This is a genomic window from Pseudomonas sp. DC1.2 (assembly GCF_034351645.1).
GTDB lineage: Bacteria > Pseudomonadota > Gammaproteobacteria > Pseudomonadales > Pseudomonadaceae > Aquipseudomonas.
In genome coordinates this window covers 3,787,688-3,813,678 of the sequence record NZ_CP133782.1, presented here as the reverse complement: position 1 = coordinate 3,813,678, position 25,991 = coordinate 3,787,688, and the positions used below count along the sequence as shown (strand labels likewise).

Annotated in this window: 24 protein-coding genes; 10 read left to right on the top strand and 14 right to left on the bottom strand. The window is 56.5% G+C overall.

Annotated elements, in window-relative coordinates; all coding sequences use genetic code 11:
• Window positions 1-21 precede the first annotated feature (21 nt).
• Complete coding sequence (locus RHM68_RS17050) at window positions 22-678, top strand: thiopurine S-methyltransferase (protein WP_322216907.1); 657 nt, start codon at window positions 22-24, stop codon at window positions 676-678.
• A 138-nt stretch (window positions 679-816) separates the two neighbouring features.
• On the opposite strand, the gene RHM68_RS17045 is transcribed toward RHM68_RS17050, so the two are convergent.
• From RHM68_RS17045 to RHM68_RS17035, 3 genes are all read right to left on the bottom strand, one after another.
• Window positions 817-2,241 (bottom strand): IS1182 family transposase, encoded by a 1,425-nt coding sequence (locus RHM68_RS17045; RefSeq protein WP_322216905.1) that lies wholly within the window; start codon window positions 2,239-2,241, stop codon window positions 817-819.
• 112 nt (window positions 2,242-2,353) lie between these two features.
• Entirely contained in the window at window positions 2,354-3,241 is an 888-nt protein-coding gene (gene htpX, locus RHM68_RS17040) for a protease HtpX (RefSeq protein WP_322216902.1), read from the bottom strand.
• Between the two features lie 307 nt (window positions 3,242-3,548).
• Entirely contained in the window at window positions 3,549-4,760 is a 1,212-nt protein-coding gene (locus tag RHM68_RS17035) for a pyridoxal phosphate-dependent aminotransferase (RefSeq protein WP_322216900.1), read from the bottom strand.
• 226 nt (window positions 4,761-4,986) lie between these two features.
• Here RHM68_RS17035 and msrB point away from each other — a divergent pair, with 226 nt between their 5' ends.
• The 3 genes from msrB to RHM68_RS17020 all read left to right on the top strand — a co-directional run bounded on the left by msrB (window position 4,987) and on the right by RHM68_RS17020 (window position 6,455).
• Window positions 4,987-5,382, top strand: a complete 396-nt coding sequence (msrB, locus tag RHM68_RS17030) for a peptide-methionine (R)-S-oxide reductase MsrB (RefSeq protein WP_322216897.1) — start codon at window positions 4,987-4,989, stop codon at window positions 5,380-5,382.
• 129 nt (window positions 5,383-5,511) lie between these two features.
• On the top strand, window positions 5,512-5,997 hold the full coding sequence (locus RHM68_RS17025) for a glutathione peroxidase (protein WP_322216894.1): 486 nt from the start codon (window positions 5,512-5,514) through the stop codon (window positions 5,995-5,997).
• Window positions 5,994-6,455, top strand: a complete 462-nt coding sequence (locus tag RHM68_RS17020; RefSeq protein WP_322216892.1) for a MarR family winged helix-turn-helix transcriptional regulator — start codon at window positions 5,994-5,996, stop codon at window positions 6,453-6,455. Before RHM68_RS17025 ends, RHM68_RS17020 begins: the two co-directional genes overlap by 4 nt.
• Here RHM68_RS17020 and RHM68_RS17015 read toward each other — a convergent pair.
• On the bottom strand, window positions 6,439-8,760 hold the full coding sequence (locus RHM68_RS17015) for a hybrid sensor histidine kinase/response regulator (protein WP_322216890.1): 2,322 nt from the start codon (window positions 8,758-8,760) through the stop codon (window positions 6,439-6,441). The genes RHM68_RS17020 and RHM68_RS17015 overlap by 17 nt on opposite strands.
• Window positions 8,761-8,926: 166 nt before the next feature.
• Between RHM68_RS17015 and RHM68_RS17010 the strand changes: the two genes are divergently transcribed.
• The gene (locus RHM68_RS17010; RefSeq protein WP_322216887.1) at window positions 8,927-9,817 is read left to right on the top strand and encodes an ATP-binding protein; all 891 of its coding nucleotides are present in this window, start codon (window positions 8,927-8,929) and stop codon (window positions 9,815-9,817) included.
• Window positions 9,814-10,296 (top strand): GAF domain-containing protein, encoded by a 483-nt coding sequence (locus RHM68_RS17005; RefSeq protein ID WP_322216884.1) that lies wholly within the window; start codon window positions 9,814-9,816, stop codon window positions 10,294-10,296. The genes RHM68_RS17010 and RHM68_RS17005 overlap by 4 nt, the downstream gene beginning before the upstream one ends.
• Here RHM68_RS17005 and RHM68_RS17000 read toward each other — a convergent pair whose 3' ends face one another.
• The 8 genes from RHM68_RS17000 to RHM68_RS16965 all read right to left on the bottom strand — a co-directional run bounded on the left by RHM68_RS17000 (window position 10,297) and on the right by RHM68_RS16965 (window position 21,943).
• The gene (locus RHM68_RS17000; RefSeq protein WP_322216882.1) at window positions 10,297-13,245 is read right to left on the bottom strand and encodes an HD domain-containing phosphohydrolase; all 2,949 of its coding nucleotides are present in this window, start codon (window positions 13,243-13,245) and stop codon (window positions 10,297-10,299) included. It abuts the gene before it with no gap.
• Between the two features lie 48 nt (window positions 13,246-13,293).
• Window positions 13,294-16,938, bottom strand: coding sequence for a transporter substrate-binding domain-containing protein (locus tag RHM68_RS16995; protein WP_322216880.1), 3,645 nt, complete (start codon window positions 16,936-16,938; stop codon window positions 13,294-13,296).
• Between the two features lie 8 nt (window positions 16,939-16,946).
• Window positions 16,947-17,573: a response regulator transcription factor gene (locus tag RHM68_RS16990; RefSeq protein ID WP_322223827.1), complete on the bottom strand. Its 627-nt coding sequence runs from the start codon at window positions 17,571-17,573 to the stop codon at window positions 16,947-16,949.
• Window positions 17,574-18,085: 512 nt separating this feature from the next.
• Complete coding sequence (locus tag RHM68_RS16985; RefSeq protein ID WP_322216877.1) at window positions 18,086-19,417, bottom strand: deoxyguanosinetriphosphate triphosphohydrolase; 1,332 nt, start codon at window positions 19,415-19,417, stop codon at window positions 18,086-18,088.
• Between the two features lie 192 nt (window positions 19,418-19,609).
• On the bottom strand, window positions 19,610-20,773 hold the full coding sequence (locus tag RHM68_RS16980) for an EAL domain-containing protein (RefSeq protein WP_322216874.1): 1,164 nt from the start codon (window positions 20,771-20,773) through the stop codon (window positions 19,610-19,612).
• 126 nt (window positions 20,774-20,899) lie between these two features.
• Window positions 20,900-21,241 carry a hypothetical protein gene (locus RHM68_RS16975; protein ID WP_322216871.1) on the bottom strand — a complete coding sequence of 114 codons (342 nt, stop codon included), beginning with the start codon at window positions 21,239-21,241 and terminating at the stop codon, window positions 20,900-20,902.
• Complete coding sequence (locus tag RHM68_RS16970; protein WP_322216870.1) at window positions 21,238-21,627, bottom strand: phage holin family protein; 390 nt, start codon at window positions 21,625-21,627, stop codon at window positions 21,238-21,240. The genes RHM68_RS16975 and RHM68_RS16970 overlap by 4 nt, the downstream gene beginning before the upstream one ends.
• 1 nt (window position 21,628) lies before the next feature.
• Window positions 21,629-21,943, bottom strand: a complete 315-nt coding sequence (locus RHM68_RS16965; protein WP_322216868.1) for a YqjD family protein — start codon at window positions 21,941-21,943, stop codon at window positions 21,629-21,631.
• Window positions 21,944-22,251: 308 nt separating this feature from the next.
• Between RHM68_RS16965 and RHM68_RS16960 the strand changes: the two genes are divergently transcribed.
• A complete protein-coding gene (locus RHM68_RS16960; protein WP_322216866.1) occupies window positions 22,252-23,460 on the top strand; it encodes an ammonium transporter in 1,209 nt (402 codons plus the stop codon).
• Here RHM68_RS16960 and RHM68_RS16955 read toward each other — a convergent pair.
• A complete protein-coding gene (locus tag RHM68_RS16955; RefSeq protein WP_322223957.1) occupies window positions 23,457-23,645 on the bottom strand; it encodes a hypothetical protein in 189 nt (62 codons plus the stop codon). The two genes, RHM68_RS16960 and RHM68_RS16955, sit on opposite strands and share 4 nt — an antisense overlap.
• 215 nt (window positions 23,646-23,860) lie before the next feature.
• On the opposite strand from RHM68_RS16955, the gene RHM68_RS16950 reads away from it, so the two are divergent.
• The 3 genes from RHM68_RS16950 (at window position 23,861) to RHM68_RS16940 (ending at window position 25,541) form a co-directional block, all read left to right on the top strand.
• On the top strand, window positions 23,861-24,097 hold the full coding sequence (locus RHM68_RS16950) for a glutaredoxin family protein (protein WP_322216863.1): 237 nt from the start codon (window positions 23,861-23,863) through the stop codon (window positions 24,095-24,097).
• 162 nt (window positions 24,098-24,259) lie between these two features.
• On the top strand, window positions 24,260-24,580 hold the full coding sequence (locus tag RHM68_RS16945; protein WP_322216860.1) for a transcriptional regulator: 321 nt from the start codon (window positions 24,260-24,262) through the stop codon (window positions 24,578-24,580).
• 70 nt (window positions 24,581-24,650) lie between these two features.
• Window positions 24,651-25,541 (top strand): pseudouridine synthase, encoded by an 891-nt coding sequence (locus tag RHM68_RS16940; RefSeq protein WP_322216858.1) that lies wholly within the window; start codon window positions 24,651-24,653, stop codon window positions 25,539-25,541.
• A 218-nt stretch (window positions 25,542-25,759) separates the two neighbouring features.
• Here RHM68_RS16940 and RHM68_RS16935 read toward each other — a convergent pair whose 3' ends face one another.
• On the bottom strand, window positions 25,760-25,981 hold the full coding sequence (locus RHM68_RS16935; RefSeq protein WP_322216855.1) for a YgdI/YgdR family lipoprotein: 222 nt from the start codon (window positions 25,979-25,981) through the stop codon (window positions 25,760-25,762).
• Window positions 25,982-25,991: the final 10 nt, after the last annotated feature.

Below are 25,991 nucleotides of genomic sequence, written 5' to 3'. Positions count from 1 at the left end.
ATCGAATTTTTAGGATTATTTATGCAGCCGGAGTTTTGGCACAAACGGTGGACGACGAATCAGATCGGCTTCCACCTGCCTGAAGTTAATCCATATCTGCAACGCTACTGGCCGCAGCTGGGTCTGGATCAGGGTGCTCGAGTACTGGTGCCTTTGTGCGGGAAGAGCCTCGATCTTTTGTGGCTGGCGCAATGCGGGCATGAGGTGCTGGGTGTCGAACTGTCGGAAAAAGCGGTGGAGGACTTTTTCCGCGAGCATCAATTTGACCCAAACGTCAGCGACCAAGGTCCCTTTACTGTCTATCGGGCAGGGTCGATCGAAATTTGGTGCGGTGATTTCTTTGCTTTGACTGCTGGCGATGTTGCCGATTGCAGTGCGGTGTACGACCGCGCCGCGTTAATCGCCTTGCCGCCGACGATGCGTGAGCAGTATGCCGAGCATCTCAAGCGAATCCTGCCGCAGGACTCCCTAGGGTTGCTGATTACGATGGACTACGATCAGACGCAAATCGAGGGGCCGCCGTTTGCTGTGCTTGATGAGGACGTGCGACGGTTGTTTGGCAAATCGTGGACACTGAAGATTCTGGAAGATCAGGACATTCTTGCCCAGAGTCCGAAGTTTTTGCAGGGTGGGGTGACTCGGCTTGAGGAGCGGGTCTACCGGGTCTCTAGCCGGTAGATTTTGGGCGCCACGCAAATTATAAAAAAGGCCCGCATCACTCAGGCTGTGTGAAAACACAATCTGTCCCGGTTAAAAGCAAATGCCCCGACTTGTCGGGGCATTTGCTTTTCTGCGATCTGAAAAATAAAGGGCCTCTCAGCCCATCAGCGCCATCAGCTTTTGCGCTCCCAACACCTGGATAGCCCTTTTCAAGTTGTAGGCCTGTACCGCAAGCGCCATTTCTGCGCGAGTACCCTGTAACTGGCGCAGCAAAAACCGGCCATTGCCGAAGATCCATTGCTTCAGGTTGCCGAAGGGATGCTCGACGATGGATCGGCGATTGACCATCATTTCGGGATGGGCCTTCATCCGCCGCTCCATTCGCTCAAATGCCGCTTCGTGGGCATGGCGCGTCAGATACCAGCGTTCGGCCTTGGTGCAGCGGCTTTTGAGCGGACAACTTCGGCAGTCGCTGATAGCCGCCTGATAGATCCGGTCGCCCTTGCTCAGTTGTTTGAGCGTCAGTTGGTTGCCGGCGGGGCACTGATATTGATCGTTGTCCGTGTCATAAATGAATTCGGTTCGATCAAAGTACTGTTCGTCGCCACCGGTGGTGTTGATTGACCGATTCGGGGGCACAAACGCCGTGATGCCGGCATCTTCACAGCTCTGAAACTGGGCGCCATTGGAGTAACCCGCATCCGCTGTGACGCAGAGTTCTGATTGGTGCAGCTCCTCTTTGGCCGCTTTGGCCATCGGATCGAGCTGGCGATTGTCGGTGCCTTCCTGAGTGACTTCGTGGTGCAGAATCAGACAATGTTTGGCATCTACAGCACTTTGAATGTTGTAGACCACGAGCGGGCCGGACGCCGTTCGCATTTTCTGGGCCTCGGGCTCGCCCACGACGTGTTGAGCCAGACCTTGAGCCTCCATCGGCACCTGACAGGTCTGGTTATTGGCCTTTTTTACCTGCAACTCTTGAAGCGCGGCTTGCACCGCTGAACGATCAATCGATTCCCCATCCTCGCCACGATCTGCTTCATCAAGTTGTGCCAGATAACGCGCAATTCGCTTATCGAGCACCGCTTCTCGCTGCTTGAGTTTTTTCGGTGTCAGGTGTTTGCGACTTGAGGCAACCGCCTGAAACTTGCTGCCATCGATTGCCACCAACTCGCCGGCAATCAGACCGGCATTTCGGAAAAACCGAACAAAGGTGCGACAGGTTGCGGTGAACGCAGCGCTGTTATCGCGCCGAAAATCAGCGATGGTTTTGAAGTCAGGGGCCAGCCGGCCAAGCAGCCACATGACTTCAACGTTGCGCTGACACTCGGCCTCGAGCCGCCGCGACGAGCGGATGCGCTGAAAATAGCCGTAGAGGTAGAGTTTGAGCAGGTCGGCGGGATCATACGAAGGGCGTCCCGTGGCCTTGGGCCTGGCTTTGTCGAAGCCCAGCAGCTCAAAGTCCAGAAGCGAAACATAGGCCTCGATCACCCGAACCAGATGGTCATCGGGAATGAGTTCGTCTAGCGAGAGTGGAAACAGCGCGCTCTGGGAGCGGTTTTCACCTTGGATATAGCGCATAAGAAAAATGCCTGTATCTTGCGATACGGGCATTTTCTTCAACCGGCCAGCAGATTGCTAGGTTTTCACACAGCCTGATCACTGCGGGCCTCTTCTTTTAGTGCGTAGCCTTTCAGCCTCGACGACGCAATGCGTCAATACGCTCTTCTAGCGGCGGGTGGCTCATGAACATGCGAGCGAACCCTTGTTTGATACCGCCGTTGATGCCGAAGGCGTTCAGAGTATCTGGCATGTGTACCGGCAGGCCTTGCTCGGCACGTAACCGTTCCAGAGCACCAATCATCGAGCTGGTCCCGGCGAGGCGCGCGCCGGCTTCATCCGCGCGGAATTCACGTTTGCGCGAGAACCACATCACGATGGAACTGGCCAGAATGCCCAGAATCAGTTCGGCGACGATGGTCGCCACGTAGTAAGCAATGCCCTGGCCCTCTTCGTTTTTGAAGATTACTTTGTCGACAAAGTTGCCGATGATCCGTGCGAAGAACATGACGAAGGTGTTCACCACGCCTTGAATCAGCGCCAAGGTCACCATGTCACCGTTGGCCACGTGACCAATTTCGTGGGCCAGAACGGCTTTGACTTCGTCCGGTGTAAAGCGCTCGAGCAGCCCCTGACTGACCGCAACCAAGGCGTCGTTCTTGTTCCAGCCGGTGGCGAAGGCGTTTGCCTCGTAAGCCGGAAAGATCCCTACTTCGGGCATCTTGATCCCGGCTTCCCTGGACAGTTGCTCTACGGTTTGCAGCAACCATTGCTCGTGCCGGGTGCGCGGCTGGCTGATAATTTGGGTGCTGGTGCTCATCTTCGCCATCCACTTGGAGATGAACAGCGAGAAGAGGGAGCCGGCGAAACCAAAGACCGCACAGAAAATCAGCAGCTGATTGAGGTTGAGATCAACCCCATTGGCCGCCATGAACCCGTTGAAGCCGAAAAGGCTCAGGGTGATGCTGGCAATCAGCACGACCGCCAGGTTAGTGGCCAAAAACAGCAGGATGCGCATCATGGTTGTAGAAATCTCCTCATGCTAAAGATGTAGCGTACTGCGGGGTATATAAGGTGCTGTTGCAGGCTATTCAACTGGGTGACTATTTCAAACTGTGTCCTACGGCAATTGCCTCGCTGTTTGCAGGGCATTTCCGACGCTGACACCGGACGCATTTGTCATCCCTAACCCCCGCTTCTGTTAGACGTGAGCTCGACAGTAATCATCCGGCAGTCGTAGGTGCAGGCCTGGGAGGCGGGAGGGAGTAGATGTGTTGCTGGATTAATCACCGTGCGACATGCGCACGCGTCGCACGGTGATGTTCGGTTTACTGACGGTAGGTCTTGAGAAAATTACCGATGCGGCCGATGGCCTGATCCAGTTCGTCGACCCGGGGCAGGGTGACGACACGGAAATGGTCCGGCCATGGCCAGTTGAAGGCGGTGCCTTGAACCACCAGGAGTTTTTCCGAGAGCAGAAGGTCGAGCACGAATTTTTCGTCGTTGAGGATCGGGCAGACTTTTGGATCTATTCGCGGGAATGCATACAGCGCGCCCATCGGCTTGACGCAGCTTACGCCTGGAATGTCGTTGAGCAATTCCCAGGTACGATTACGCTGTTCCAGCAAGCGGCCCTGCGGCAACACCAAGTCGTTGATGCTTTGGTATCCGCCCAGTGCAGTCTGGATCGCATGCTGGCTCGGTACGTTGGCGCACAAACGCATATTGGCCAGCATATCGATGCCTTCAATGTAGCTTTGGGCGTGGTGCTTTGGCCCGGAAATGGCGATCCAGCCAGACCGGAAACCCGCCACTCGATAGGACTTGGACAAGCCGTTGAAGGTCAGGCAAAGCAGGTCTGGCGCCAGCGAAGCGGTGCAGATATGCACGGCGTCGTCGTACAGGATCTTGTCGTAGATTTCGTCGGAGAACACCACCAGGTTGTGTTGGCGCGCCAGTTCCAGCATGCCCAGTAACACTTCTTTGGAGTACACCGCGCCGGTCGGGTTGTTTGGGTTGATGATCACCAGTGCCTTGGTGTTCGGCGTGATTTTGGCCTTGATGTCGGCCAGGTCCGGCCACCAGTTAGCTTGCTCGTCGCACAGATAATGCACCGGGCTGCCGCCCGACAAGCTGACTGCGGCAGTCCACAGTGGATAGTCGGGGGCCGGCACCAGCACTTCGTCGCCATTGTTGAGCAAGGCCTGCATCGACATCACGATCAGCTCGGAAACGCCGTTGCCCAGGTAGATGTCTTCAATGCCGACGCCTTCAACCTGCTTTTGCTGGTAGTACTGCATCACAGCTTTGCGTGCGCTGAACAGGCCCTTGGAGTCGCTGTAGCCCTGAGCGGTTGGCAAGTTGCGGATCACGTCCTGGAGGATTTCATCCGGCGCTTCGAAACCAAAGGGCGCCGGGTTGCCGATGTTCAACTTGAGGATGCGATGGCCTTCCTCTTCCAGGCGCTTGGCGTGCTTGAGCACTGGGCCGCGAATGTCGTAGCAGACGTTGGCGAGCTTGTTCGATTTGCTAACCTGCATGGCGATGTGTTCCCAAAAATGAACGATCCAGGCGGTGTGTGAACTACCGTACTGGGAATCCTGCGTATTCACACAGGCCTGACGCCTTGAAATGCTGCACCCATAAATCCGTTTGAATGCGCGTGGTCTGGCTGCCAGACTGGCGTTTGACGAGGCGCAATCATACGTGCCGCCCGATCCGTGGAAAAGGTACAGATCGGGCTTTTTCAGCTGCTGAGGTGTGACGATGGAAAAGTTGGAAAAAACCCTGGAAGAGTGGCGGGCGATGCTCGATCCGGAGCAGTACAACGTTTGCCGCCTCAAAGGCACTGAACGCCCGTTCTCCGGCCAGTACAACGACAGCAAGATTGACGGTGTCTACCACTGCATTTGTTGCAATGAGCCGTTGTTCGACTCTAAAACCAAATTCGATTCCGGCTGCGGCTGGCCAAGTTTTTATGCACCGCTCGGTGACAGCGCCATGGTCGAGATCCGCGACGTCAGCCACGGGATGATCCGCACCGAAGTGGTCTGCGGTAGATGTGACGCGCACTTGGGGCACGTATTTCCCGACGGCCCGCCGCCGACCGGTTTGCGCTACTGCATTAATTCGGTGTGCCTGGACCTCGTCCCTCGCGAATGATTGGTGGCCTGTTGGAGTTGCCGACCCTACGGCGGCTCCAGCGCTAAACACAGGATCGATTTATTAAATTGCACACAATTCAATTGCTCGCTATGTTTGGCCTTCCTTAACTTTATCTGGAGCCTTGCCATGAGCGATAACCTTCTGAGCATCCCTTGCACCACCATCAAGGGTGAGCAAAAGACCCTGGCCGATTTCGCCGGCAAAGCGGTGCTGGTGGTCAACACTGCGAGCAAATGCGGATTCACCCCGCAATACAAAGGCCTCGAAGAGCTTTGGCAAACCTATAAGGATCAGGGCTTGGTTGTACTTGGTTTTCCCTGTAATCAGTTTGGCAAGCAGGAGCCGGGTAGCGAGGGGGCGATTTCCGAGTTCTGTGAATTGAACTTCGGTGTCAGTTTTCCGTTGTTCAAGAAGGTGGAGGTCAATGGTGCCGATGCTCATCCGCTGTTCGTGCAATTGAAAAAACGTGCGCCGGGTTTGTTGGGGTCTCAGGGCATCAAGTGGAACTTCACCAAGTTCCTCATCGGTAAGGATGGCCAGTTGGTCAAGCGTTTCGCGCCGACCACCAAGCCGCAAGATTTGAGCCTTGAGATTGAAGCTCTGCTCAAATGAACACGCTGTCAGTCGATTCCCTTAACCTCGACAGTCAGCTCTGTTTCAAGCTGTATGCGGCCTCCAGGGCGGTGATTAGAGCGTACAAGCCAATGCTCGATCAGTTGGGCCTGACTTACCCGCAATACCTGGCGATGCTGGTGTTATGGGAGTGGCAGGACGCGGCGCCGCAGCAGCCTACCGTCAAGGCGCTGGGCGAGCGCCTGGCGCTGGATTCCGGGACCCTGACGCCTTTGCTCAAACGCCTTGAACACTTGCAGTTGATTCAGCGTCAGCGCTCGGTACGCGATGAGCGCGAGGTCCACCTGAGCCTTTGCGCCGCGGGCAAGGCGTTGCGCGATGAGGTCGGCCCGCTCAAGGCCCGGTTACTGTGCGACAGCGGCATCGACCTGGATTGCCTGACGGATTTGCGCGTGGGGCTTGATCAGTTGCTGGCGCACATCAAAGCGCTGTCGTAGTAGGGATCCACAGGTCGAGCAGGGCGGTCAGTTCTTCGCGACGAAAGGGTTTGGCCAGGTAGTCACTCATGCCTGCCGCGCGGCAGCGTTCGCGCTCTTCGGACATGGCGTTGGCGGTCAGGGCGACAATAGGTAACTGGGGCCAGCGCCCGCTGCGACGAATTTGCCGACTGGCCTCATATCCGTCCATCACCGGCATATTGCAATCCATCAGCACCAGATCGAAATCTCTTTGCTCAAGCTGGTCCAGCGCTTCGCCGCCGTGGGCCGCCACAATCACCTCGCAGCCGAGCTTGCCAAGCATCCCCTTGGCCACCAATTGATTGACCGGATTGTCCTCCACCAGCAATACGCGTCCGCGTCGCTGGGGTGTGAGGTTATCGGCACGCACATCGTTATTGCTGATGAGATCCGGTTGCAACACTCGCCGCAACGTCTGGTAAAGCGCATTGCGAGCCAGCGGGCGCGCTTGTTGCTGGAGCGGCGCGAGGGCGCTGGCTTCTTCGCTGGGCAGGAAGCTGCCGTAGGCGGTCACCAACAAAATTGCTGCGGGGACCGTGGGCCTCAGGCCGAATAGGCATTCGGGGCAATCAGTGATCAACACATCGGGATTGAGGCCGATTAATGAATCTTCGATGGAGCGTCGCTCATAGTCGATCCCCCATCCAGGCAGCAGCCCCTTCAATAGCTCTGCCAGGCCACTGCTGGCCGCCGTGATGGCGACGACCTTGCCTTGCAGCGGTTTTGGCACCAAGGCGCGCGTATGGCACGGTAGCGGCAGGTCGGCGCAGAACTGACTGCCAAAGCCGGCTTCCGAGCTGATGGTCAGTCGCCCCTGCATGGCTTCGCAAAGGTTATAGGTCAGGGCCAACCCGAGCCCGGTGCCGCCAAATTGTCGGGTAATGCCGGCGCCGGCTTGGGTGAAGGGCTGGAAGATTTTGACCTGCGCGTCTTGGGCAATCCCTATGCCGGTGTCACAAACCTCGATTCTGACGCCATCCTCGAACGTGCAAAGGCGAACATCGACACGGCCAAAGCGGGTGAATTTGAGGGCGTTGGATAGTAGGTTGCTGACAATCTGCCGGACCCGCGTCGGATCGCCAATTACCAACGCTGGAAATTGTGGATCAATCAGGCATGCCAGCTCTACGCTGGGCGCGGCGTTTTGCGATAGCAGGTTGGCGGTATCCTCGATCAGGGAGCCCAAGTCGAATGGAATGTGTTCGAGCTCCAGTTGGCCAGCGTCGAATTTCGACAGGTCGAGAATATCGTTGAGCAGTTCCACCAGCACTTTGCCTGAGTCATGAGCGATGGACAGTTGTTGCTGTTGCTCGGCATTAAGGGGGCCGTCGAGTGAGAGTGCAATCATGCCCAGCAAGCCGTTGAGCGGTGTGCGGATTTCATGGCTCATGTTGGCCAGGAAGGATGAGCGCGCTTCGGCCATGTCCAGAGCCGTGCTGCGCGCGATTTCCAGTTCCTGGTTGGATTGACTGAGCCGAGTGTTGATCGCCTTGAGTTCAGCTGTGCGGGCCGAAACAATGTTTTCCAGTTGGCTCAGGTAGTCAGTCAATCGGTTTTCGGCGTTGCGTCGCTGCTGAATTTCAGTGGCAATACTTTCGAATTGCTGGTTGGCGACTTTGACCAGTACCCCGATTTCATCGTTTTCATGGCCGGGTGGGTACTCCAGCCAGGTGGGCTGAGTGCTGCCTGGGTCACGGTCGCTGAGTTCGCGGATGACACGCACCAACGGTTTGGTCAGCATCACGTAGAACAGCGCCAGCAGAATGCCGGTAAGGATCAGGCTGCGGACAAAACCGTTGAGCAGGGTGATCTCGGCCCGACGCAGGAAGCGGCTACCGAACGCGTAGGTATCGACTTCCAGGTGTAGCGAGCCGAGGGATTCGTCTGGCAGGTGCTCAAGATAGAGTCGGTCTTCGAACTGGCGGTTGGCGCCGAACAGGTAATCGCTTATGGCCCGGTAACCGCTCTGAAGACCGGGGCGCTTGACGTGTGCCAGCACGGTATTGTTGTTGTCGGTCAACTGCGCACCGATGATTGCCGGCGAGCGCAAAAGGCCCTGGGTCAGTTCCTGAGCCAGTTCCGCATCGATGTTGTAGGCGATGCGTGAGGCAGGGTTATGGCTGATTTCCAGCAACGACCGTATTTCGCGGTTGATGGAGGCGTCTTCGCTGGCATAATCGATGGCTATTTGCAGCAAGCTGAGCGAGGTGCCCAGTATGAAACCGACCAGCACAGTCAGCCGGGCCTGTTTATAAGACAGTCGGTGGGTGAACTTGATATCCATGGGGTGTTGAACCACTTCCGTTTCCCTTCGCTGCTCAAGCATAGTCGATCATGCATGGATACCGTTATTGGCGGGTAGCCCTTGTTGAGGGCTTATCCGAGTATTGAACGTACTGTTTGTCAGCTGTATCGCCATCATTACTGTTAAACGAGCCCGAGGAGAAGACGTGGATTCCCGATTGAATGCTTTTCTTGAACGCGCCGATGCCGTTCTGGCCCGTATCGAACCGCTGCTGCCGGCACCTCGGCAGACCATCGATTGGACGCACTGCCTGGCAGCGCGCTGGCATCGTGAAGGGCGCAATGGGTTTCTGTTGCCGCTGCAAGTCAGCCTCGATATGCGGTTGTCCGACCTGATTGGCGTTGACCGTCAGTTGGAACAACTGGGGCGTAATACCCAGCAGTTCCTCGATGGCATGCCCGCCAATCATGCCTTACTCTGGGGCGCCCGTGGCACCGGTAAGTCGTCGCTGGTGCGCGCCTTGCTGGCGGAGCACGCCAGTGCTGGCCTGCGACTGATCGAGATCGAGCGCGATCACTTGGCGGATCTGCCGCGAGTGGTCGAGCAGATCGCCAAGTTGCCTCAACGTTTCGTGCTGTTCTGCGATGACCTGTCGTTCGAGTCGGGCGAGGGCGACTATCGCGTGCTCAAGAGTGTGCTCGACGGCTCCCTTGAACAGGCGCCGGATAACGTACTGCTGTACGCCACTTCCAACCGCCGCCACTTGGTGCCGGAAAAGGACAGTGATAACGAAAACTGGAAAAGGGTTGATGGCGAACTGCATCCCAGCGAGGCGGTGGAAGACAAAATTGCACTGTCGGACCGTTTTGGCTTGTGGCTCTCGTTCTATCCATTTACCCAGGAACACTTCCTCGACGTCGTCGAGCACTGGATCGGTCAATTGGCGGACAAGGCCGGCCTTGAGTGGCAGCGTTGCGATGAGCTGGACATTCTTGCGGTGCGCTGGGCCACGGGGCGGGGTAATCGTAATGGACGGTGCGCCTACCAGTTTGCGCGCTATTGGGTAGGCCTCAAGCTGTTGGAGCACAAGGCATGATCGAATTACAAAAGAGCGGGCAGGGCCTTGATGGCTATGGCCTGTTGTGGGCGCAGCTGGAATCCTTGTTGGCTGACGAGCGCGATTTTATCGCCAATGCCGCGCAGTTTTCGGCGTTTTTGTTCAACCAGATCGATGACTTGAACTGGGCTGGTTTCTACCTGAATCGCAACGAAGAACTGGTGCTCGGGCCGTTTCAGGGGCAGATCGCCTGTGTGCGGATTCCGTTCGGTCGGGGCGTGTGTGGTGCGGCGGCGGCCACCTTGCAGACTCAACGAGTGGCAGATGTGCATGCATTCCCTGGGCATATCGCTTGCGACAGCGCGTCTAACAGTGAATTGGTGGTGCCACTGGTCAAGGACGGTCGATTGATTGGCGTGCTGGATCTGGACAGCCCGAATCTGTCACGTTTTACCGAACTCGATCAGGCTGGCATCGAGCATCTGGCCGCTATTTTCTTGCGCCTGACCGATTGCTGATCAGGTTTTCAAGCCAGCCTTGATCAACAGGCTGTTTGGATCTACCGCGTCGATCTGCTCTGGATTGAGGAACTGCTCGGCGTACTGCTCGTAAATCCGGTCATTGAGAAACAGCTCGAACAATTCAGAGTCGATATGGGCGTCACGGCACATCGTGGCCATGATGCCTAACGCCTCGCTCAAGGACTTGGCTTTCTTGTAAGGACGATCGGCCGCGGTGAGTGCCTCGAAAATATCGGCAATCGCCATCATCCGCGCCGGCAGGCTCAGCTCTTCACGCTTCAATCTTTTGGGATACCCGGTGCCGTCCATTTTCTCGTGGTGGCCGCCGGCGATTTCCGCAATGTTGTCGAGGTGGCTAGGGAACGGCAGGTGGCTGAGCATCAGGATCGTCTGCACCATGTGGTGATTGATGATGTAACGTTCCTCGCGAGTCAGGGTGCCGCGGCTGATGCTCAGGTTGTACAGCTCGCCACGGTTGTACTTGTAGCGCGGTACGTCGAGTTTGAACCCCCACGGATTATCGGCCGGGATCAGTTCGACCTCGGCGCGTTCAAGCAGGTGTTCGGGTTTATCCGCGAGTAAAGGCTCACTGACCGGCAGCACCGGCGCTGGGCTTTTGGCCTGACGGTGATTCTCTTCCCAGGACACCCCCAATCGATCATCCAGGGTTCGGCTCCAGGTGCGTTGGGCAATAGTGTTCAGGCGTTGCAGGTCGGTCTCGGCCAAGACCTCGCCACCGAGATTGCAGCGGGCAACAAAAGCGAAGTCATCATCCAGCTCCGCCAGGGTGGCGTCGCGCATTGCGGCCAAGTGTTGCGCGTTACCGTCCGCGCTAATTGCTTGCCAGTAGTCGATCCAGGCATCGCGCTTGAGTACCTCGAAGCGGGTACGAACTTCATGAATACGGTCGTTCAAGGTTTCCAGTTTGGTCGCCTTGTCGACTACGTATTCAGGGGTGGTGACCTTGCCGCAGTCATGTAGCCAGGCCGCGATGTGCAGGGCTTCCCACTCATCCTCTGTAGGTTGGTAGCCGACAAACGCAGGGGCCTGACTGGCGGCAGCCGCCTGAGCGAGCATCAGGGTCAGCGCCGGCACTCGCTGGCAATGGCCGCCGGTGTAAGGACTTTTTGCGTCGATCGCGCCGGCCAGCAGTTGAATGAAGGAGTCGAGCAGTTGTTTCTGCTTGGCTTGCAGGCGCTGACTTTCGATGCACACTGCCGCTGCACCGGACACCGCTTGAAGAAAGGCGATGCGATCGGGGCGAAGCTTTTCCAGGTCGGATTGGTGACCGCTGTCAGCCAGCAACAGTATCAGCATCCCTACAGTTTCGTCATGCCGGTTGTGCAATCGAATGCCGATCAAATGGACACGCGGAGCCGCCAGCGCGAGGAACACAGTCTGCAGGTCACCGGCCTGTTCGAAGCCGAGGCTGGTGACAATATTGTCGGTTTTGGAAAGCTGCTGAAGCCAATCCGGGCTCTGCATACCATTGAGGTCGTGACCCTCAATATTGAATGACGTGAGCGCCTCTGACGTGTTGTGGATGATCAGTCCTTGAGGCTCCATTCGATTGCCGTCACGTTCGCGCAAGTAGATCAGACCTGCCTGCGCCTGAGCGATTTTCACCGTTTCAAATAACACCAGTTGCAGTAGCGGGGCGAATCGGGTTTCGGCGCTCAGGCTTTCGGTGATCTGGAAAAAACTCCCCAGGGTGTCCTTCATCCGCGCCATCGACGTGCTTAATTGATCTATTTCCAGCACCGGCGACCGGCGGCTGACGGGAAAGTTGAAGTTGAAACTGCGAATCGCATCGGCTTCCTGCACCAACACGCTTAGTGGTTTGACCAGAATTCGGGAGGTCAGCCAGCCTAACGGTAGGCACAGCAGCAAGGTCGCCAGGGTAATCAGCGCCGTTTGCCAGCGCATGCGATAGGCATCGACCAGTAACTCGTCTTCCGGCACCAGCAGCGCCAGTTGCAGGCCTTGAGGCCCCCCCTCTTGCAGGCTGCTGCGGGCGACGATCCACTGGCGGCCGGTGGCGTCCAGTCGATTGCCCTCTGGCGGATGGTTGAGCAAGGCATTAAGGGCGGGGCTCAGGTCGGCGGCTTTGCTCAGCCGGTCGGTCTGGTCATCGACGATCAGTTTGCGGCTGTCGGGGTAGGCAATCGCATTGCCTTGAGTATCGAACAGTACGATTTCGGTGCTGGGCGTAACCACGTGTTTGGCCAAGGTCGCGCTGAGTGCGTCCAGGGTCAGGTCGGCACCTATCACGGCGCTGCTGCCACTGCGTCGGGCCAGGGTGGTGCCGACGTTGTGGGTGGAGAAAAAAACATACGGCTGGGTGGTGATCTGATCTGCGTCTTGGCGAGCCGCGGAAAACCAGGCTCGGGTGCGCGGGTCGAAGGTGTTGTCGGGAACGTCCTGGCGGCTGATGAACGTCAGGGCCTGATCGTAGAACAAGGATTGTGAGTGGAACTTGGCGCCGCTGCCTTGCTGTTCGACACTCCAGACCTGATAGGCCGCCGCGTCGGGGGCTTGAACGAGCGCTCTGAGGGCGGGGGTACGCAGTGGACGAACCATAAAGAAGTCGCCATTGCCGTAGCCCAGGTACAGCGACGCGAGGTTGGGGTTGTCCTTGAGCGATTGGCTGAACGGTTTGAGCAGCGCCAAACGCTGTTCGATCCCTGTGGTCTGGGCGGCTGGGTAATCAGCCAGCAGACTCAACAGGTGACGAATCGGCTCATAGGTGGCCTGCAAGTCTTGGCGCACATCCTGCTCGATGCGATTGAAGAGCTTTTCACTGCTCGAGAGGATGATCTGCGTGGTTTGCTGATAATTGAAAATACCCAACACAACACCCGTCAGTAACAACAGAAAGGTGAACATGGCGCTGATATGCACATGCAACGGGAACCGACGTTGATCCGGGAGCAGTGGGTTGGGCATTACAAGACTCTCTTTAGTAATTAAGGCACTGCTCAGCCCTTAGCATAGTTAAGGCTCCATCATTTTGCTGTTGTCGTTTCGCCCTATCTGAACAAGCAGTGCTTGCTCCAGTTCGAGCATGGCATCGTTGATCGCTGTGCGGCAGCGCTCAATTTCACTTTCGTCACGCGTCTCGTGACACGCCTTTTCGAGTGCCTCGCAGCTGCCGATTAACCGGGCGGCCTGAGCGATTCGTGCCGCGCCTTTGATCTTGTGCGCGACGTCCATCAGCGCCTGCCGGTTATCGAAGCAGGGCAGGGCGAGTAACTCATGGCGGTCCAGGCGATTGCTGCTCAACAGTTCGGCTAGCATTCGCTGGGTCAACGCCGGATTGTCACCGGTCAACAAACGCAGTCCTTCCAGATTGAACACCCGCACTGGTGCGGTCGGCTTGATGCTTTCGACCCACTGGCTCAATACCGTCAGGCTGAGAGGTTTGAAGAGGCAATCGTCCATGCCAGCTTGCTTGCAGCGCTGGACCTCTTCCGGTTGTGCGTTGGCGGTAAAGCCGAGAATGGTGCAGCGAGGAGAATGTTCCTGCTGTTCATGCTGGCGGATGGCGCGAGCGAGTTGGTAGCCATTCATGATGGGCATGTTGCAATCGATAACAATGAGATCGAAGGACTCGCTTTGCCAGGCCAGCAGTCCCGCTTCGCCATCGCAGGCACCGGTGAACCGGTGCCCCAGGAACTCAAGCTGTTGGCACATGAGTAGGCGATTGGCGGGATGATCGTCGACCACCAGTACGTTCAGAGGGGTATCGCTGGTGTGGATGGGCGCCTCAATCCGTTCCGCAGATTTCTCAAGTGGCAGTGTTGTCAGTTGCAGCGAAACGCTGACATGGGTACCGACCCCGGGCTCACTGCTCAGTTGCAGGCTGCCCCCCATCATTTCGCACAAGCTGCGACTGATCACTAAACCCAGACCTGCGCCGCCTCTGGCCAGCTGCCCACAGTTTTCGGCTTGCGCGAACGGTTCGAACAGACGCTGCTGATCCTGTTCGCTGATCCCTATGCCGCTGTCCTGTACCTGTACCTGCATCCAAGCCCGATCAGGGGCTTCGGCCGCCAGCAGGTCGACGATAATTCTGATTTGGCCCTGCTGCGTAAATTTGATGGCGTTGCTGACCAGGTTCGACAGCACCTGCTTGAAGCGCAGTGGGTCGAGCAGCACGTCGACCGGCTTGGGAGGCGGGGTGAACTCCAGCAGCAGGAGAAGATTTTTTTGCCTGGCCAGCCCGTCGAAAACCCTGATCACTGAGGCAACGATTTCACCCGGGTTGACGCGCTCGGGGCTCAGGCTCAGGTGCCCGGTTTCGATCCGTGCGATATCAAGAATGTCGCCAATCAATTCCAGTAAATCCTTTGCCGAGCTGTACGCCGTTTCGATTGATGAACGATCCATGTGCCCCTGATCAAGGCGTTTGAGGGTCAGTTCAAGCATGCCGATGACGGCATTCATTGGCGTGCGGATTTCGTGGCTCATGGTGGCCAGGAATGTACTTTTAGCTCGGTTGGCGTCATCGGCCCGTTCTTTAGCGGCCCGCAGTTCATCGAACAGTTGTCGCCGTTCGCTGATATCGATCCAGCCACCGATGATGCCTTGCACTTCACCGCTCCAATCACGGTAAGGGAGAATCCAGTGATAAATCGTCATTCGGTGACCTCCGATGTGCAGCGGGCGGTCAACGATCAACGGCGCGCCCTCGGCCATGACACGTTCATAGTCCGCCTGGTATTCCTTAGCTTCGAAGGCATTGTTCATGTTGCCCTGCATGATGCTTTTGCCGATGACGTCTTCGCGTTTCGCGCCGAAGGTCTGCAGGTAACTGTCGTTACAGCTTTGCAGCAGCCCTTGACGGTCTCGCACGTAAATCGGATGAGGGGTGCCGTTGACCAGTGAACGCATGAATTCGAACTGATCGTTCAGTGCGAGCTCTGCCGCCTGGCGTCGTTTGATCTGAAGCTGCATGTAGGCATTCCAGGCCATGGAAAGCAGCAACAGCACGCCAGCACCGCCGACGACCTGATAGAACACGCGGTGATAGTTTCGCCAGGCACTTTGCGAGGCTGGCGAGTAGCCACGCCAGCGGTTGTTGATGACCCCCAGCTCTTGCGGGGCAATGCTTAACAGTGCTTTGTCGATGATCGAACTCAGTTCCGTGGCACCTCGCGCTGTGGCCAGAGAGAAGGCGGCCTGCTGGGTGCCAATCGTGGTGCTGATCTGAAGTTTGTGCTCAAAGACTCCCGAGGAAATAAAGTAATTGGCGATTACCAGTGCTGCAACGGCGCCTTCCACCTTGCCTTCGGCCAGCAACTCCACGGCGCTGAAGGTGTCATTGGTTTCGATCAGATGGACTTGTGGAAACTCGTGACGTAGGTAGTCCGCCAAGGGATTGCCCTTGGCGATTGCCAGGCGCTGGTTTTCAAGTTGTGCAAGGTTGGTCGGACTGTCCGCGGATTTTCGCGTCAGCAGGACAAAGGAGTTTTCCAGGTAAGGGCGGCTGAAGTTCAGCGTCGATTCGCGCGTTGGGCTTGGGAGCAATGCGGCGATCAGGTCGGCCTGATGGTTGTTGATTTTTTCGATCATCTGATCGTCACTGCGACTGCGCTGGATATCGAAGCGCAAGCCAGTACGCAACCTGATGAGTTCCAGCAGGTCAGCGGTGACGCCACGAAGGTTACCGTCATTGTCGAAAAACGTCAGCGGTGCGAAGGCTTCGTTGACCACCACCCGCACTACCGGATGCTGCTCCAGCCAGCGGTCTTCGCGGTGTGTCAGTTGCAGTTTGTGATCGGTGAGCAATATGTCGCTGCCGGCACTCCAGCGTTTGGCAATGTTTTCTCGTTCGCTGGTGGGTATGGCGTCGAGTGTTGTATTGATGATCCCAAGGAGCTGCGGATTATTCTTGTTGACGGCAAAACTGAAACCGTAAGCCTCATGTTTACCGAAATTGGCCATGCGGACGTTGTTCAGGTAACCCTTGTTGATCATGTAGTGAGTAGAAATGGTGTCGCCGAGAAAAACGTCGGCCTGATCGAACGCAACGGCGTTGATTGCATTCTGGTAGGACGGGTAGGAAACGACGATTGCCTTGGGATACAGCGCCTTTATCTCTTCCAGCGGCAGGTAGTGATACACCATGCTCAGTCGAAGCCCGGCGAGGCCGTCGCTCAGGGAGCGGGTTTCGTCTTCACGTGTCACCAGTACCGGTTGATCCACGGCATAAGGTGCTGAGAGCACGATGTCGGTGCTGTGCGCCTCGAATCCATTGGCGGTGCCCAAGAGGTCGACTTCACCGCGTTCCAGCGCTTTGATGGCGCGGTCACGCGAAGCAAAGCGCTGGACCTTGATGGACAATCCCGTTGCCCTAGCGAGGATGGCGGCATAGTCAGCCGTATAACCCTCATAGTCGTGGCCGCTGATGGTCATATCAAACGGGGGGTAGTCCGGGGAGGATGTGCCCAGGATGAGTTCGCGTTTGCTCTGTATCCATTGTTGTTGCGGTTTATCCAGTTGGACTTCCATGTGCCCGACCGTTGAGCGGCTGAGAAGGGTGTAGTTCGCCGCCAGATTTTGTGCCGCGGGCACGGAGGTGCTCAGGCATAATCCTGCGCTCAATGTTATTAGATAGTCCTTTAAACGACTGGGCATCCTGTCTCTCACACTAACGCGTTACGTTTTGCCATCTCGATGAGCTCTACCAGCGACTGCGCCTTGAGTTTTTGCATGAGTCGTTTTTTATAAGTGCTGACAGTCTTGTTGCTTAGAAACATGCCCTTGGCAATTTCCTTGTTGGTACGTCCCTGGGCAAACAACTGCAATACCATTAGCTCTCGGTCGTTGACTGATTTGAACAATTCAAGCTCGGCATAACGCGCATCATCGGGGCGTACCGGGTTCAACGCCTGGCTGGGGAAGTAGTTATAACCGGACAGTACCGCCTTGATTGCGCTTACCAGCTCGCTAAGGTCTTCCTGTTTGCACACATAACCTGACGCGCCGGACTGCATGCAGCGAATACCAAAAAGTGTCGGGCATTGCGCCGTTAAGACTAATGTTTTCAGTGGAGTGCTCATTGCATTGAAACGAGCGAGAACTTCCAGCCCATCCAGTTTTGGAATGCTGATGTCGAGAATGATCAGGTCAGGCATGCATTCACGAACCATTTGCATGGCATCGACCCCGTTATCGGTTTCGCCCACGACTTTATAACCTTCGTGTTCCAGCAGCATGCGGACAGCGAGGCGAATGACGGGGTGATCGTCGACAATAAAAACAGAGTTCATAATCAAGTCCCATTCGAGCGCAAATAAAGCGCGCACCTTAGCTCAGATAGTTGAGAGGGGCATGAACTGACAGGGCTGTAGCAGCAATATAGGATAATTCCTACGCAAGAAAAGGAAGTGGACTACGGACGAACTAGGTTTCGAATGAAGAAGACTAATATGTTTCGAATCTATAGTTTGATTTTATTTTGTTATATAAGTTATAGGTTGTTCTGGTTTTGGTTGAGGGTGTGGTTTTTTCTTTCGTATTTTATATTTAATTGGTTTAGTGGTTTTCCGATGTCTTAATATTTCAGTGGTTTTTTTGGGGGGGCGCCCAGTAGCGATAACTTACTGGATACCTTGTGGTGTCGCTTCAGTGGACGGGTGCGTTTGAAAGTTCTTTCGTGAGGAACAATCGACGTTTGCTCAGCGCAGTCCCGAGCGGGTCACTGTGAAAACCGGCTGCGGTGTAAAGCCATGAGACAGGCATCATCTGTTCAGAAATCTCTGAAGCAGCTGATGCCTGGTTTTTATCCCAGGGTTGAGCGCCCCGTCATTTCCTGAGCCATTTCACTGGCATAGCTGTCAGTCATTCCGGCGATAAAATCAATCATGCGCAGGAACGACGTATGCAGCGGTCCGTGAGGGTCAGGCGCGTTGTTACCCAGCAAGTCGAGAATCCGCCGGCTCTTGAAGGACGGCGTGCGACCGTTGTGTTGTTCCAGTGCCGCGCCGCAGAAAGCGTTAAGGAGGATTTCCAGCGTGGTGTAGGCGCCTATTTCGTGCAGGGTCTTGCGCTTGTCCTGAAAGATCTTTTTGCGCGCCATGTCCTTGGCATTGAGCACGCAGCGTTTGGCCGGGCCGTGCATGTGTTCCACCAGATCGCCATGCAGTGTGCCGGCCAGCAGGGCTTCCTGCTGTTCGACAAAGGCGCGGGCGGCGGCGTTGGTCAAGTGCTCGATGGCCTTGCCCCGCAGGATTGCCAGTTTGCGCCGACGTGAATCCTGCAGGCCGAGCAGGCGATAGGTTTGCGGAATGTCATCACCCACCAGGTCGAGTAGCAGAGATTCGACTTCGGCATACTCCAGCAGCTCCATCTCAAGGCCGTCTTCCAGGTCGATCAGTGCGTAGCAGATGTCGTCAGCGGCTTCCATCAGGTACACCAGTGGATGACGTGCCCAGCGTTGGTCTTCGATTTGTGGCAGACCGAGTTTGTGGGCGATCTGCTCCAGCAATGGCAGTTCGCTCTGGTAGCAGCCGAACTTGTGCTTCTTGTAACCCAGGGAATCGGCGTGTTTGGCCGTCCAAGGGTATTTCAAGTAGGTACCGAGGGTGGCGTAGGTCAGCCGCGTGCCGCCGTCGAACTGATGGTATTCAAGCTGGGTGAGTACCCGAAAGCCTTGGGCGTTACCTTCGAAGTTGAGAAAGTCATGGCGTTCAACTTCGCTCATTGCGTCCAGCCAGCCACGGCCGGCGGCCTGCTGGAACCAATGACGGATCGCGTCTTCGCCGGAGTGGCCGAAGGGCGGGTTCCCAATGTCGTGGGCCAGGCAAGCCGATTGCACCACCATCCCCAGGTCGCTGGGTTCGCACCAGTCGGGCAAGGCACTGCGGATGGTCTCACCGACGCGCATTCCCAAGGACCGGCCGACGCAACTGACTTCCAGCGAGTGCGTCAGCCGTGTGTGGATGTGATCGTTGCTGGAGACCGGATGAACTTGGGTCTTGCGCCCCAATCGGCGAAATGCGCCGGAGAAAATAATGCGGTCGTGGTCTTTGTGGAAAGGGCTGCGGCCAAGTTCTTCGGGGCTATGCAGTGGCTTTCCAAGGCGTTCGCGGGTAAGCAGGGTTTGCCAATCCAAGGCGGGTTCTCTCCGTCAGGTGACTGATGAGTGTCCTGGCTCGCCAGTACTGTTCCTTCTTGACGGTGTGGGTTGCCGTGACGCTGCGTCGCCGCTCCTCGCCTGACGACCCACAGCCACTCGTCAAAAGAGGGACGTATTTGTGAGACAGGACGCTAGCTTCCGGGTTCGCATCAGCGCCTGCAAGCAGAACTACAAGCCGGCGGCGTCGATGTCGATGAGCAGCAGTCGCTCGCCATTGTCGAAAAATTGTCCGGCGGTCAGGCAGTACTGGTTGCTGGTGGCGTCGCGGTAGGTGTTTGAAAGCGTCAGGCGGCGCTCATCCCAGCCCTCGGCCAGTAAATGATAGAAGTACGGACGCCATGACCAGTTATGGCCCAGGTAGCGGTTGTCGGCCTCCCAGCCGTTGTTGCGCCACTCAAGGTTGGGCGTCAGTTGTGTGCCGTGACGGTCGCATTGATAAAAGCGCAATAGCCAAGGGAATGCGTCGAGTTGAGGCAATGCGCTCAGAGGGGCACGGGCCTGAGCCCACTCTTGTAGAATCGCCATCAGCTCGCAGAGCTGTCGACGCATGTCCATCAACCGTCCACGTTCCGCCAGTTTCTGTTGAACATAGCGTTGGCGCAGCTGCGCGAAACGTTCGACAAAAGCGTCTGTCTCAAAGAAGTCCACTTGGGCGCGGGCGAACAGGAAGCCTTGCACGTAACGTGAACCGCACTCCAGTGCAAAATTCAGTTGAGCTTCGGTCTCCACCCCTTCGGCGATTATCCAACAGCCGGTTTTCTCGGCCATTTGTGCCAGGGCCTTGACCACTTCGCTGCTCGGCCCTCCCAGCGCGGCGGCCTGAAAGAGTCGCATGTCGAGTTTGAGAATATCGGGTTGCAGTGCCAGTACGCGGTCGAGCTGCGAGTAACCGGCGCCGAAATCATCAATAGCGATCCGGGCACCGGCTTGCCGGTAACGCGCGACCACTTCGGCCAGGCGCTGACTGTCGCCACCCAATTCAGTGATCTCGAAGACGATGCGTTTCGGGTCGACGCCATGCCGGAGCAGTTGCTTGAGGCTCGGCAGCGCTTGATCCGGGCGTAAGCGGCTGATCCAGCGCGGCGACATGTTCAAGCTCAGAAACCAGTCCGGGGGGGCTTCATGTAAACGGCTAAGTGCGTCATCGCGGATTTGCCGGTCGAGACGGCGCAGCGCTACGGCGGGGGTTCGCGGGTCGGCGAATAGCGACCCCACTGACGTCAGTTGACCGTCGGCCTGGCGTAGACGACCGAGCGCCTCGACCCCGGCGATACGACCGGTGGCGGTATCGATGAACGGCTGAAAGCAGGCGAGCGGTTGCCCGTCGATCACGAGGCCTCCTTAGTAAGGTCTTGTTCTTGAATAAATCTGGTCACCGGTTAGGCACGCAGGAACGAACCTCTCGATAAAGAGGTTCATACCTAGGGTGTTGCAAGAATGCAGCCAGATAGTGACTGATTAGTGTTTGCGCGAGGAACCCTGCATCACCAATTTGATCAGCGGCCCCAGCGAGGTTCCCAGTTGTACCAGCCGCGTGAGGCTACTGATGCCACCGCTTTTGGCACCTTTGCCGGTCAGAAATCCCAGCAGAGTGACGGCTGCCATGCCCCACAGTGGCGCATGTTTAATGCCGAAACCGCCCTGCAGGTTTTGCGTCATCGCGCGCGCACGCTGTAAAGGTTGTAGCAGTTGCCTGGATTCCTGGCGAATTTCCTGGCGATGCATTTCCATGCGCAAGCGAATCAGCGCCTTGCGCATTTCAGCACGGGAACTGTTGTGAGGTAGTTTAGGCAGGCTCATGGCAGCAGACGCTCCCGGTCGTTGGCCAGTTCTTCCAGAGTGCCGTGGAAGGGCGAGGACTCATCGAAAATCGCCGCTTTCAAACGCATCGCGCAGAATACAGCGGCGAGGGTGTAGAACACACAAAGGCCAATGATGCCGGCCAGTCGATAGGTGTCCCACAGCACAATCAACACCAGTGCCGACAAACCCACCAGTAGCAGCAAGGCGAAGACCAGCGCCAGGCCGGCAAATAGTAACAAGCTGACCGTGCGCGACTTCTGCTCTTGCAGTTCGATACCGAACAGTTCGACGTGACTGTGCAACAGGCCTAGAAAAGCGGCACCGAGGCGCCGCGTTGAGGAGCTTGTGCCCGTCGCGGACGAGCCGGATTCGCCGATAGACATATCAGCGACGCGTGGCCAACAGGCCAATCAGGAAGCCCACGCCTGCCGCGATCCCGACCGATTGCCACGGGTTAGCCTGAACGTAATCTTCGGTGGCGTTCACGGCAGCCTGGCCGCGTTCGCGCAATGAGTCTTCGGTCAGTTTCAAGGTTTCCCTGGCACGCAGCAGACTGTCGTGAATCTGGTCGCGCAACTCGTCAGCCTGATCACCGGCCAGTGACGCGGTGTGTTCCAGTAATCGTTCTGTGTCGCCGACCAGTGTCTGAAAATCTTCCATCAGGATTTCTTGAGCAGTCTTTGCCTTGATTCTGGCCATGGGTAAATCTCCGTAAGTGGCGTTCTGATTCGTTCGAGTATGAGCCCTGCGAGAAGGTTCACTACAAATGACTGGTACAACTTTTGCTACGTCATGGTGCGTCATCCCGAGCCATTGCGCTGTTGCCGGGCATGATTTCAGAAAAACCCTAACTCTAATAATCAAAACTCGCGCAAAGGCAGTGCGCTCGTGCTCCAAGGCGGATCATTGGCATCAAGGTCTTGAATCCATTGAGTCATAACTTGGTGCGCCAGCGGTTTGCGTGAACTGCTTTGGTGCTTTTTTCAGCTATCAGGTCTGCCCATTCCATGGAAAATCTGCAAAGCGCTGTAGACAATTTGGTCCACAGCTCCAACACCTTATTCATTTTGATCGGTGCGGTCATGGTTCTGGCCATGCACGCCGGTTTCGCCTTTCTTGAAGTGGGGACCGTTCGACAGAAGAACCAAGTCAACGCGTTGTCGAAGATTCTCAGCGACTTTGCCATTTCGACCCTCGCCTACTTCTTTATAGGCTATTGGATTTCCTATGGCGTCACTTTCATGCAACCAGCGGCGGTGATCAACGCTGATCACGGTTACGGGCTGGTCAAATTTTTCTTTTTGCTGACCTTTGCGGCTGCGATTCCGGCGATTATTTCTGGCGGCATTGCCGAGCGCGCGCAGTTCGTGCCTCAGCTATGTGCCACGGCGTTGATCGTAGCGTTCATCTATCCGTTTTTCGAAGGGATGATCTGGAATGGCAACTTTGGTGTGCAAGCTTGGTTGTTGGAGCGCTTCGGTGCCAGTTTTCATGATTTTGCAGGCTCCGTAGTGGTCCACGCCATGGGGGGGTGGTTAGCGTTGGCGGCGGTGCTCTTGCTCGGGCCGCGTCAGGGCCGCTACCGTGACGGGCGCCTTGTGGCGTTCGCGCCGTCGAGCATTCCGTTTCTGGCCTTGGGGTCGTGGATTTTGATCGTCGGCTGGTTCGGCTTCAACGTGATGAGTGCGCAAACCCTGCAAGGTGTCAGTGGTCTGGTGGCGGTGAATTCACTGATGGCCATGGTTGGCGGGACCGTAGCGGCGTTGATTGTCGGGCGCAATGACCCAGGCTTCCTGCACAACGGGCCGCTGGCTGGGCTGGTAGCGATCTGCGCTGGCTCTGACTTGATGCACCCGGTGGGCGCGCTGGTGACGGGAGCAATTGCCGGTGCATTGTTTGTCTGGTGCTTTACTGCTGCTCAAGGCAAATGGCGGATTGACGATGTATTGGGCGTTTGGCCATTGCACGGCTTGTGCGGCGTATGGGGCGGGATTGCTTGCGGTATTTTCGGCCAGAGCGCACTGGGTGGTTTGGGTGGGGTAAGCCTGATCAGTCAAGTGATCGGCACCACATTGGGCGTCTTCGTTGCGCTGGTAGGTGGATTTGCAGTTTATGGCTCTATCAAGGCTTTCCATGGGCTGCGCTTGAGCCAGGAAGAAGAGTATTACGGGGCGGATTTGTCCGTGCATAAGATCGGCGCCGTGAGTCAGGATTAATTCTCCTCATCGTCAGCGTCGGGGTAGAAGTCGTGCAGCAAGCGATAGCGATCATGTCGTACCCGATCGATACGATCCTGTACCTGATGTGCCGGCACGCCCAGTGAGAGTGGCAATTGCAGACGCTGGAACAGGGCAATAACGGTCCGCGAAGAGGCGATAGTGATTAGCAGGTTGGCAAACAAAAGAACTTCAACGACGTGCTCGGGTTATTCAAGCGTAGAGGTAAAAAAGCCGCGAGCATCGCCCCGTCGAGATTGACGGTGAAGGGTTTGCGTCATGGGTTTACCTAAATAGTTTGAAGTCAGCTTGCTGTGCCTCAACGGGCCTTCGTTCCAGTGGCTCGACGGCCCTTGAGGGTGGGCCTAGAATAAAGCCCTATTTTCTCTGGTGATTTGTCATGCCCCCTGAATGTCAGCTGTTCGGCACCTTGGGTTGCCACCTCTGTGAACTGGCCGAAGCCGAACTGATGCCATTGGTGGAGCATGGCCTGTTGGTGGAGTTAGTCGATATCGCCGCCGAAGAGGCATTGTTTGAAGCGTATGGCTTGAGGATTCCGGTGTTGCGACGCGTCGATACGGGGGCCGAGCTGGACTGGCCATTTGATGCCGATCAGGTGGTTGCGTTTGTACGTTAATGGTTAGCGCGGCGATGATCCGCCCGTCGCGCCTCTCGCTTCATCGCTTGGCGCAAGCGAGGTTATTCGGTTACTGTATGTTCATACAGTTATTCGGATTGCCTGTCGTGCTTCCCTTCTTCCGGGATGGGGCAGGTGGTCTCGTAAGTCAGGGGATGAACCGTGGTCAACGTCGAACAATTGAAGAACAGCGTGAACCGGATGTCGGCGGACGTGGTGCGTGAGGCAGTCGTCGAGTTGCGTCTCGATGGCCTGGTTACTGAGGGTAAAACCCCCTTTAATAAACTGCATTTCAACACCTGCTTCGCCGAAATCGAAGCGCTGTTCCAGCGTGCGGGTTATCACCGGCAACTGGACGTCGTGGGTTATCAGGGGTTGTTGTATGCGCTCTATGATCCAGGTCGCTGGGAAGCGGTAGATGTGTTGCGCTGGCTTAAAGAATTCACCGAAGCTGCGGCGCGCACGCAACCGATAACGGCCTGAGGATTCTCTTCTAGGCTCGCTCCGGTCACTGCTGGATAATGCCGCTCTGCATTGAGGGTTAGAGCTTCGTATGTCCACTTCGTCTTTTTCTGCTGCACACAGTCAGGCCAGTACCCTCTGCTTGCCGCCGGGCCCTTGGCCAACCGTACTCGATTGCCTTTGCGAACACTTCCACGCCATTGATCGTGAACAGTGGTTGGACCGGATTGCTCGGGGTCGTGTTCTCGACGGACAAGGTTCGCCGATTCCCGTTGATCTGCCTTACAAGGAAGGCCTTCGGATTCATTACTTTCGTGAGGTGCCGGACGAAAAGCCGATCCCCGTGGTCGAGTCTATCCTGTATGCCGATGAGCACTTGGTGGTGGCAGACAAACCGCATTTTTTACCGGTGACGCCAGCGGGTGAGTATGTGGAGCAGACTCTGCTGCGACGGTTGATCCGGCGATTGGATAATCCGCATCTGGTGCCTTTGCATCGCATTGATCGGCATACGGCGGGGCTGGTGTTGTTTTCCGCCAATCCTCAAAGTCGTTCGGCGTATCAGTCGCTGTTTCCTGCACGAAAAATTGAAAAGAGCTACGAGGCAATCGCCAAGGCATTGCCTGAGCTGTCTTTCCCATTGATCCATAAAAGTCGACTGGTCGATGGCGAGCCGTTCTTTCGGATGCAGGAAGGTCCGGGCATCAGCAATACCGAAACGGCGATAGAGGTCAGGGAGAGGAACGGTGAACTCTGGCGTTACGCGCTTTATCCGGTGACGGGAAAGAAACATCAGTTACGGGTGCATATGAGTGCCTTGGGCGCTGGTATCTGCAACGACCCGTTCTATCCGCAGGTGCTCAAGGGCGTCGAAGACGACTATGCAAACCCCTTGAAGTTACTGGCTCAGGGACTGCGGTTCAGGGATCCGATCACGGGTGAGGCACGAGCTTTCGAGAGCGCCATCACCTTGCAGTGGTAATTAAGAGGCTTGCGCCCTGCTTTTCTGATATCCGAAGATAAAGGGTCTCTCAGCCAAGCAGCGCGCTCTGTCAGCGGTTTTTACCTTGCATATCGCACATAAGAAAAATGCCCGTATCTTGCGATACGGGCATTTTTCTTTCATTGGCCAGCTGATTGCCAGGTTTTCACACAGGCTGATCTAGCGGGCTTTTCTGTATCCGGTTGTCACCGTGAAGATTACAGCTCTTTAACGGTACGAACCTGATCCTTGTTAAGGCGGGTTTCCTTGCCGTCCAGTTGTTTGAACTCGTAGAAGCCCGAGTCGGAATCAAATTTAGGCGTGTCGACGGCCTGGATTTCGCGACCGTCATTCAAGGTGATCACTGTCGGCGATGCGCAACCGGCAAGTGCGGCGAGGCCCAGTGCGAGCATGAATGTGGCGAGAGTCCGTTGAGTCATGAGTGTGTCT

Excerpts from the sequence above, each read along its gene's own strand:
- RHM68_RS17050 (WP_322216907.1), top strand. The coding sequence starts at position 22 with ATGCAGCCGGAGTTTTGGCACAAACGGTGGACGACGAATCAGATCGGC.
- RHM68_RS17045 (WP_322216905.1), bottom strand. The coding sequence starts at position 2,241 with ATGCGCTATATCCAAGGTGAAAACCGCTCCCAGAGCGCGCTGTTTCCA.
- htpX (WP_322216902.1), bottom strand. The coding sequence starts at position 3,241 with ATGATGCGCATCCTGCTGTTTTTGGCCACTAACCTGGCGGTCGTGCTG.
- RHM68_RS17035 (WP_322216900.1), bottom strand. The coding sequence starts at position 4,760 with ATGCAGGTTAGCAAATCGAACAAGCTCGCCAACGTCTGCTACGACATT.
- msrB (WP_322216897.1), top strand. The coding sequence starts at position 4,987 with ATGGAAAAGTTGGAAAAAACCCTGGAAGAGTGGCGGGCGATGCTCGAT.
- RHM68_RS17025 (WP_322216894.1), top strand. The coding sequence starts at position 5,512 with ATGAGCGATAACCTTCTGAGCATCCCTTGCACCACCATCAAGGGTGAG.
- RHM68_RS17020 (WP_322216892.1), top strand. The coding sequence starts at position 5,994 with ATGAACACGCTGTCAGTCGATTCCCTTAACCTCGACAGTCAGCTCTGT.
- RHM68_RS17015 (WP_322216890.1), bottom strand. The coding sequence starts at position 8,760 with ATGGATATCAAGTTCACCCACCGACTGTCTTATAAACAGGCCCGGCTG.
- RHM68_RS17005 (WP_322216884.1), top strand. The coding sequence starts at position 9,814 with ATGATCGAATTACAAAAGAGCGGGCAGGGCCTTGATGGCTATGGCCTG.
- RHM68_RS17000 (WP_322216882.1), bottom strand. The coding sequence starts at position 13,245 with ATGCCCAACCCACTGCTCCCGGATCAACGTCGGTTCCCGTTGCATGTG.
- RHM68_RS16995 (WP_322216880.1), bottom strand. The coding sequence starts at position 16,938 with ATGCCCAGTCGTTTAAAGGACTATCTAATAACATTGAGCGCAGGATTA.
- RHM68_RS16990 (WP_322223827.1), bottom strand. The coding sequence starts at position 17,573 with ATGAACTCTGTTTTTATTGTCGACGATCACCCCGTCATTCGCCTCGCT.
- RHM68_RS16975 (WP_322216871.1), bottom strand. The coding sequence starts at position 21,241 with ATGAGCCTGCCTAAACTACCTCACAACAGTTCCCGTGCTGAAATGCGC.
- RHM68_RS16970 (WP_322216870.1), bottom strand. The coding sequence starts at position 21,627 with ATGTCTATCGGCGAATCCGGCTCGTCCGCGACGGGCACAAGCTCCTCA.
- RHM68_RS16965 (WP_322216868.1), bottom strand. The coding sequence starts at position 21,943 with ATGGCCAGAATCAAGGCAAAGACTGCTCAAGAAATCCTGATGGAAGAT.
- RHM68_RS16960 (WP_322216866.1), top strand. The coding sequence starts at position 22,252 with ATGGAAAATCTGCAAAGCGCTGTAGACAATTTGGTCCACAGCTCCAAC.
- RHM68_RS16950 (WP_322216863.1), top strand. The coding sequence starts at position 23,861 with ATGCCCCCTGAATGTCAGCTGTTCGGCACCTTGGGTTGCCACCTCTGT.
- RHM68_RS16940 (WP_322216858.1), top strand. The coding sequence starts at position 24,651 with ATGTCCACTTCGTCTTTTTCTGCTGCACACAGTCAGGCCAGTACCCTC.
- RHM68_RS16935 (WP_322216855.1), bottom strand. The coding sequence starts at position 25,981 with ATGACTCAACGGACTCTCGCCACATTCATGCTCGCACTGGGCCTCGCC.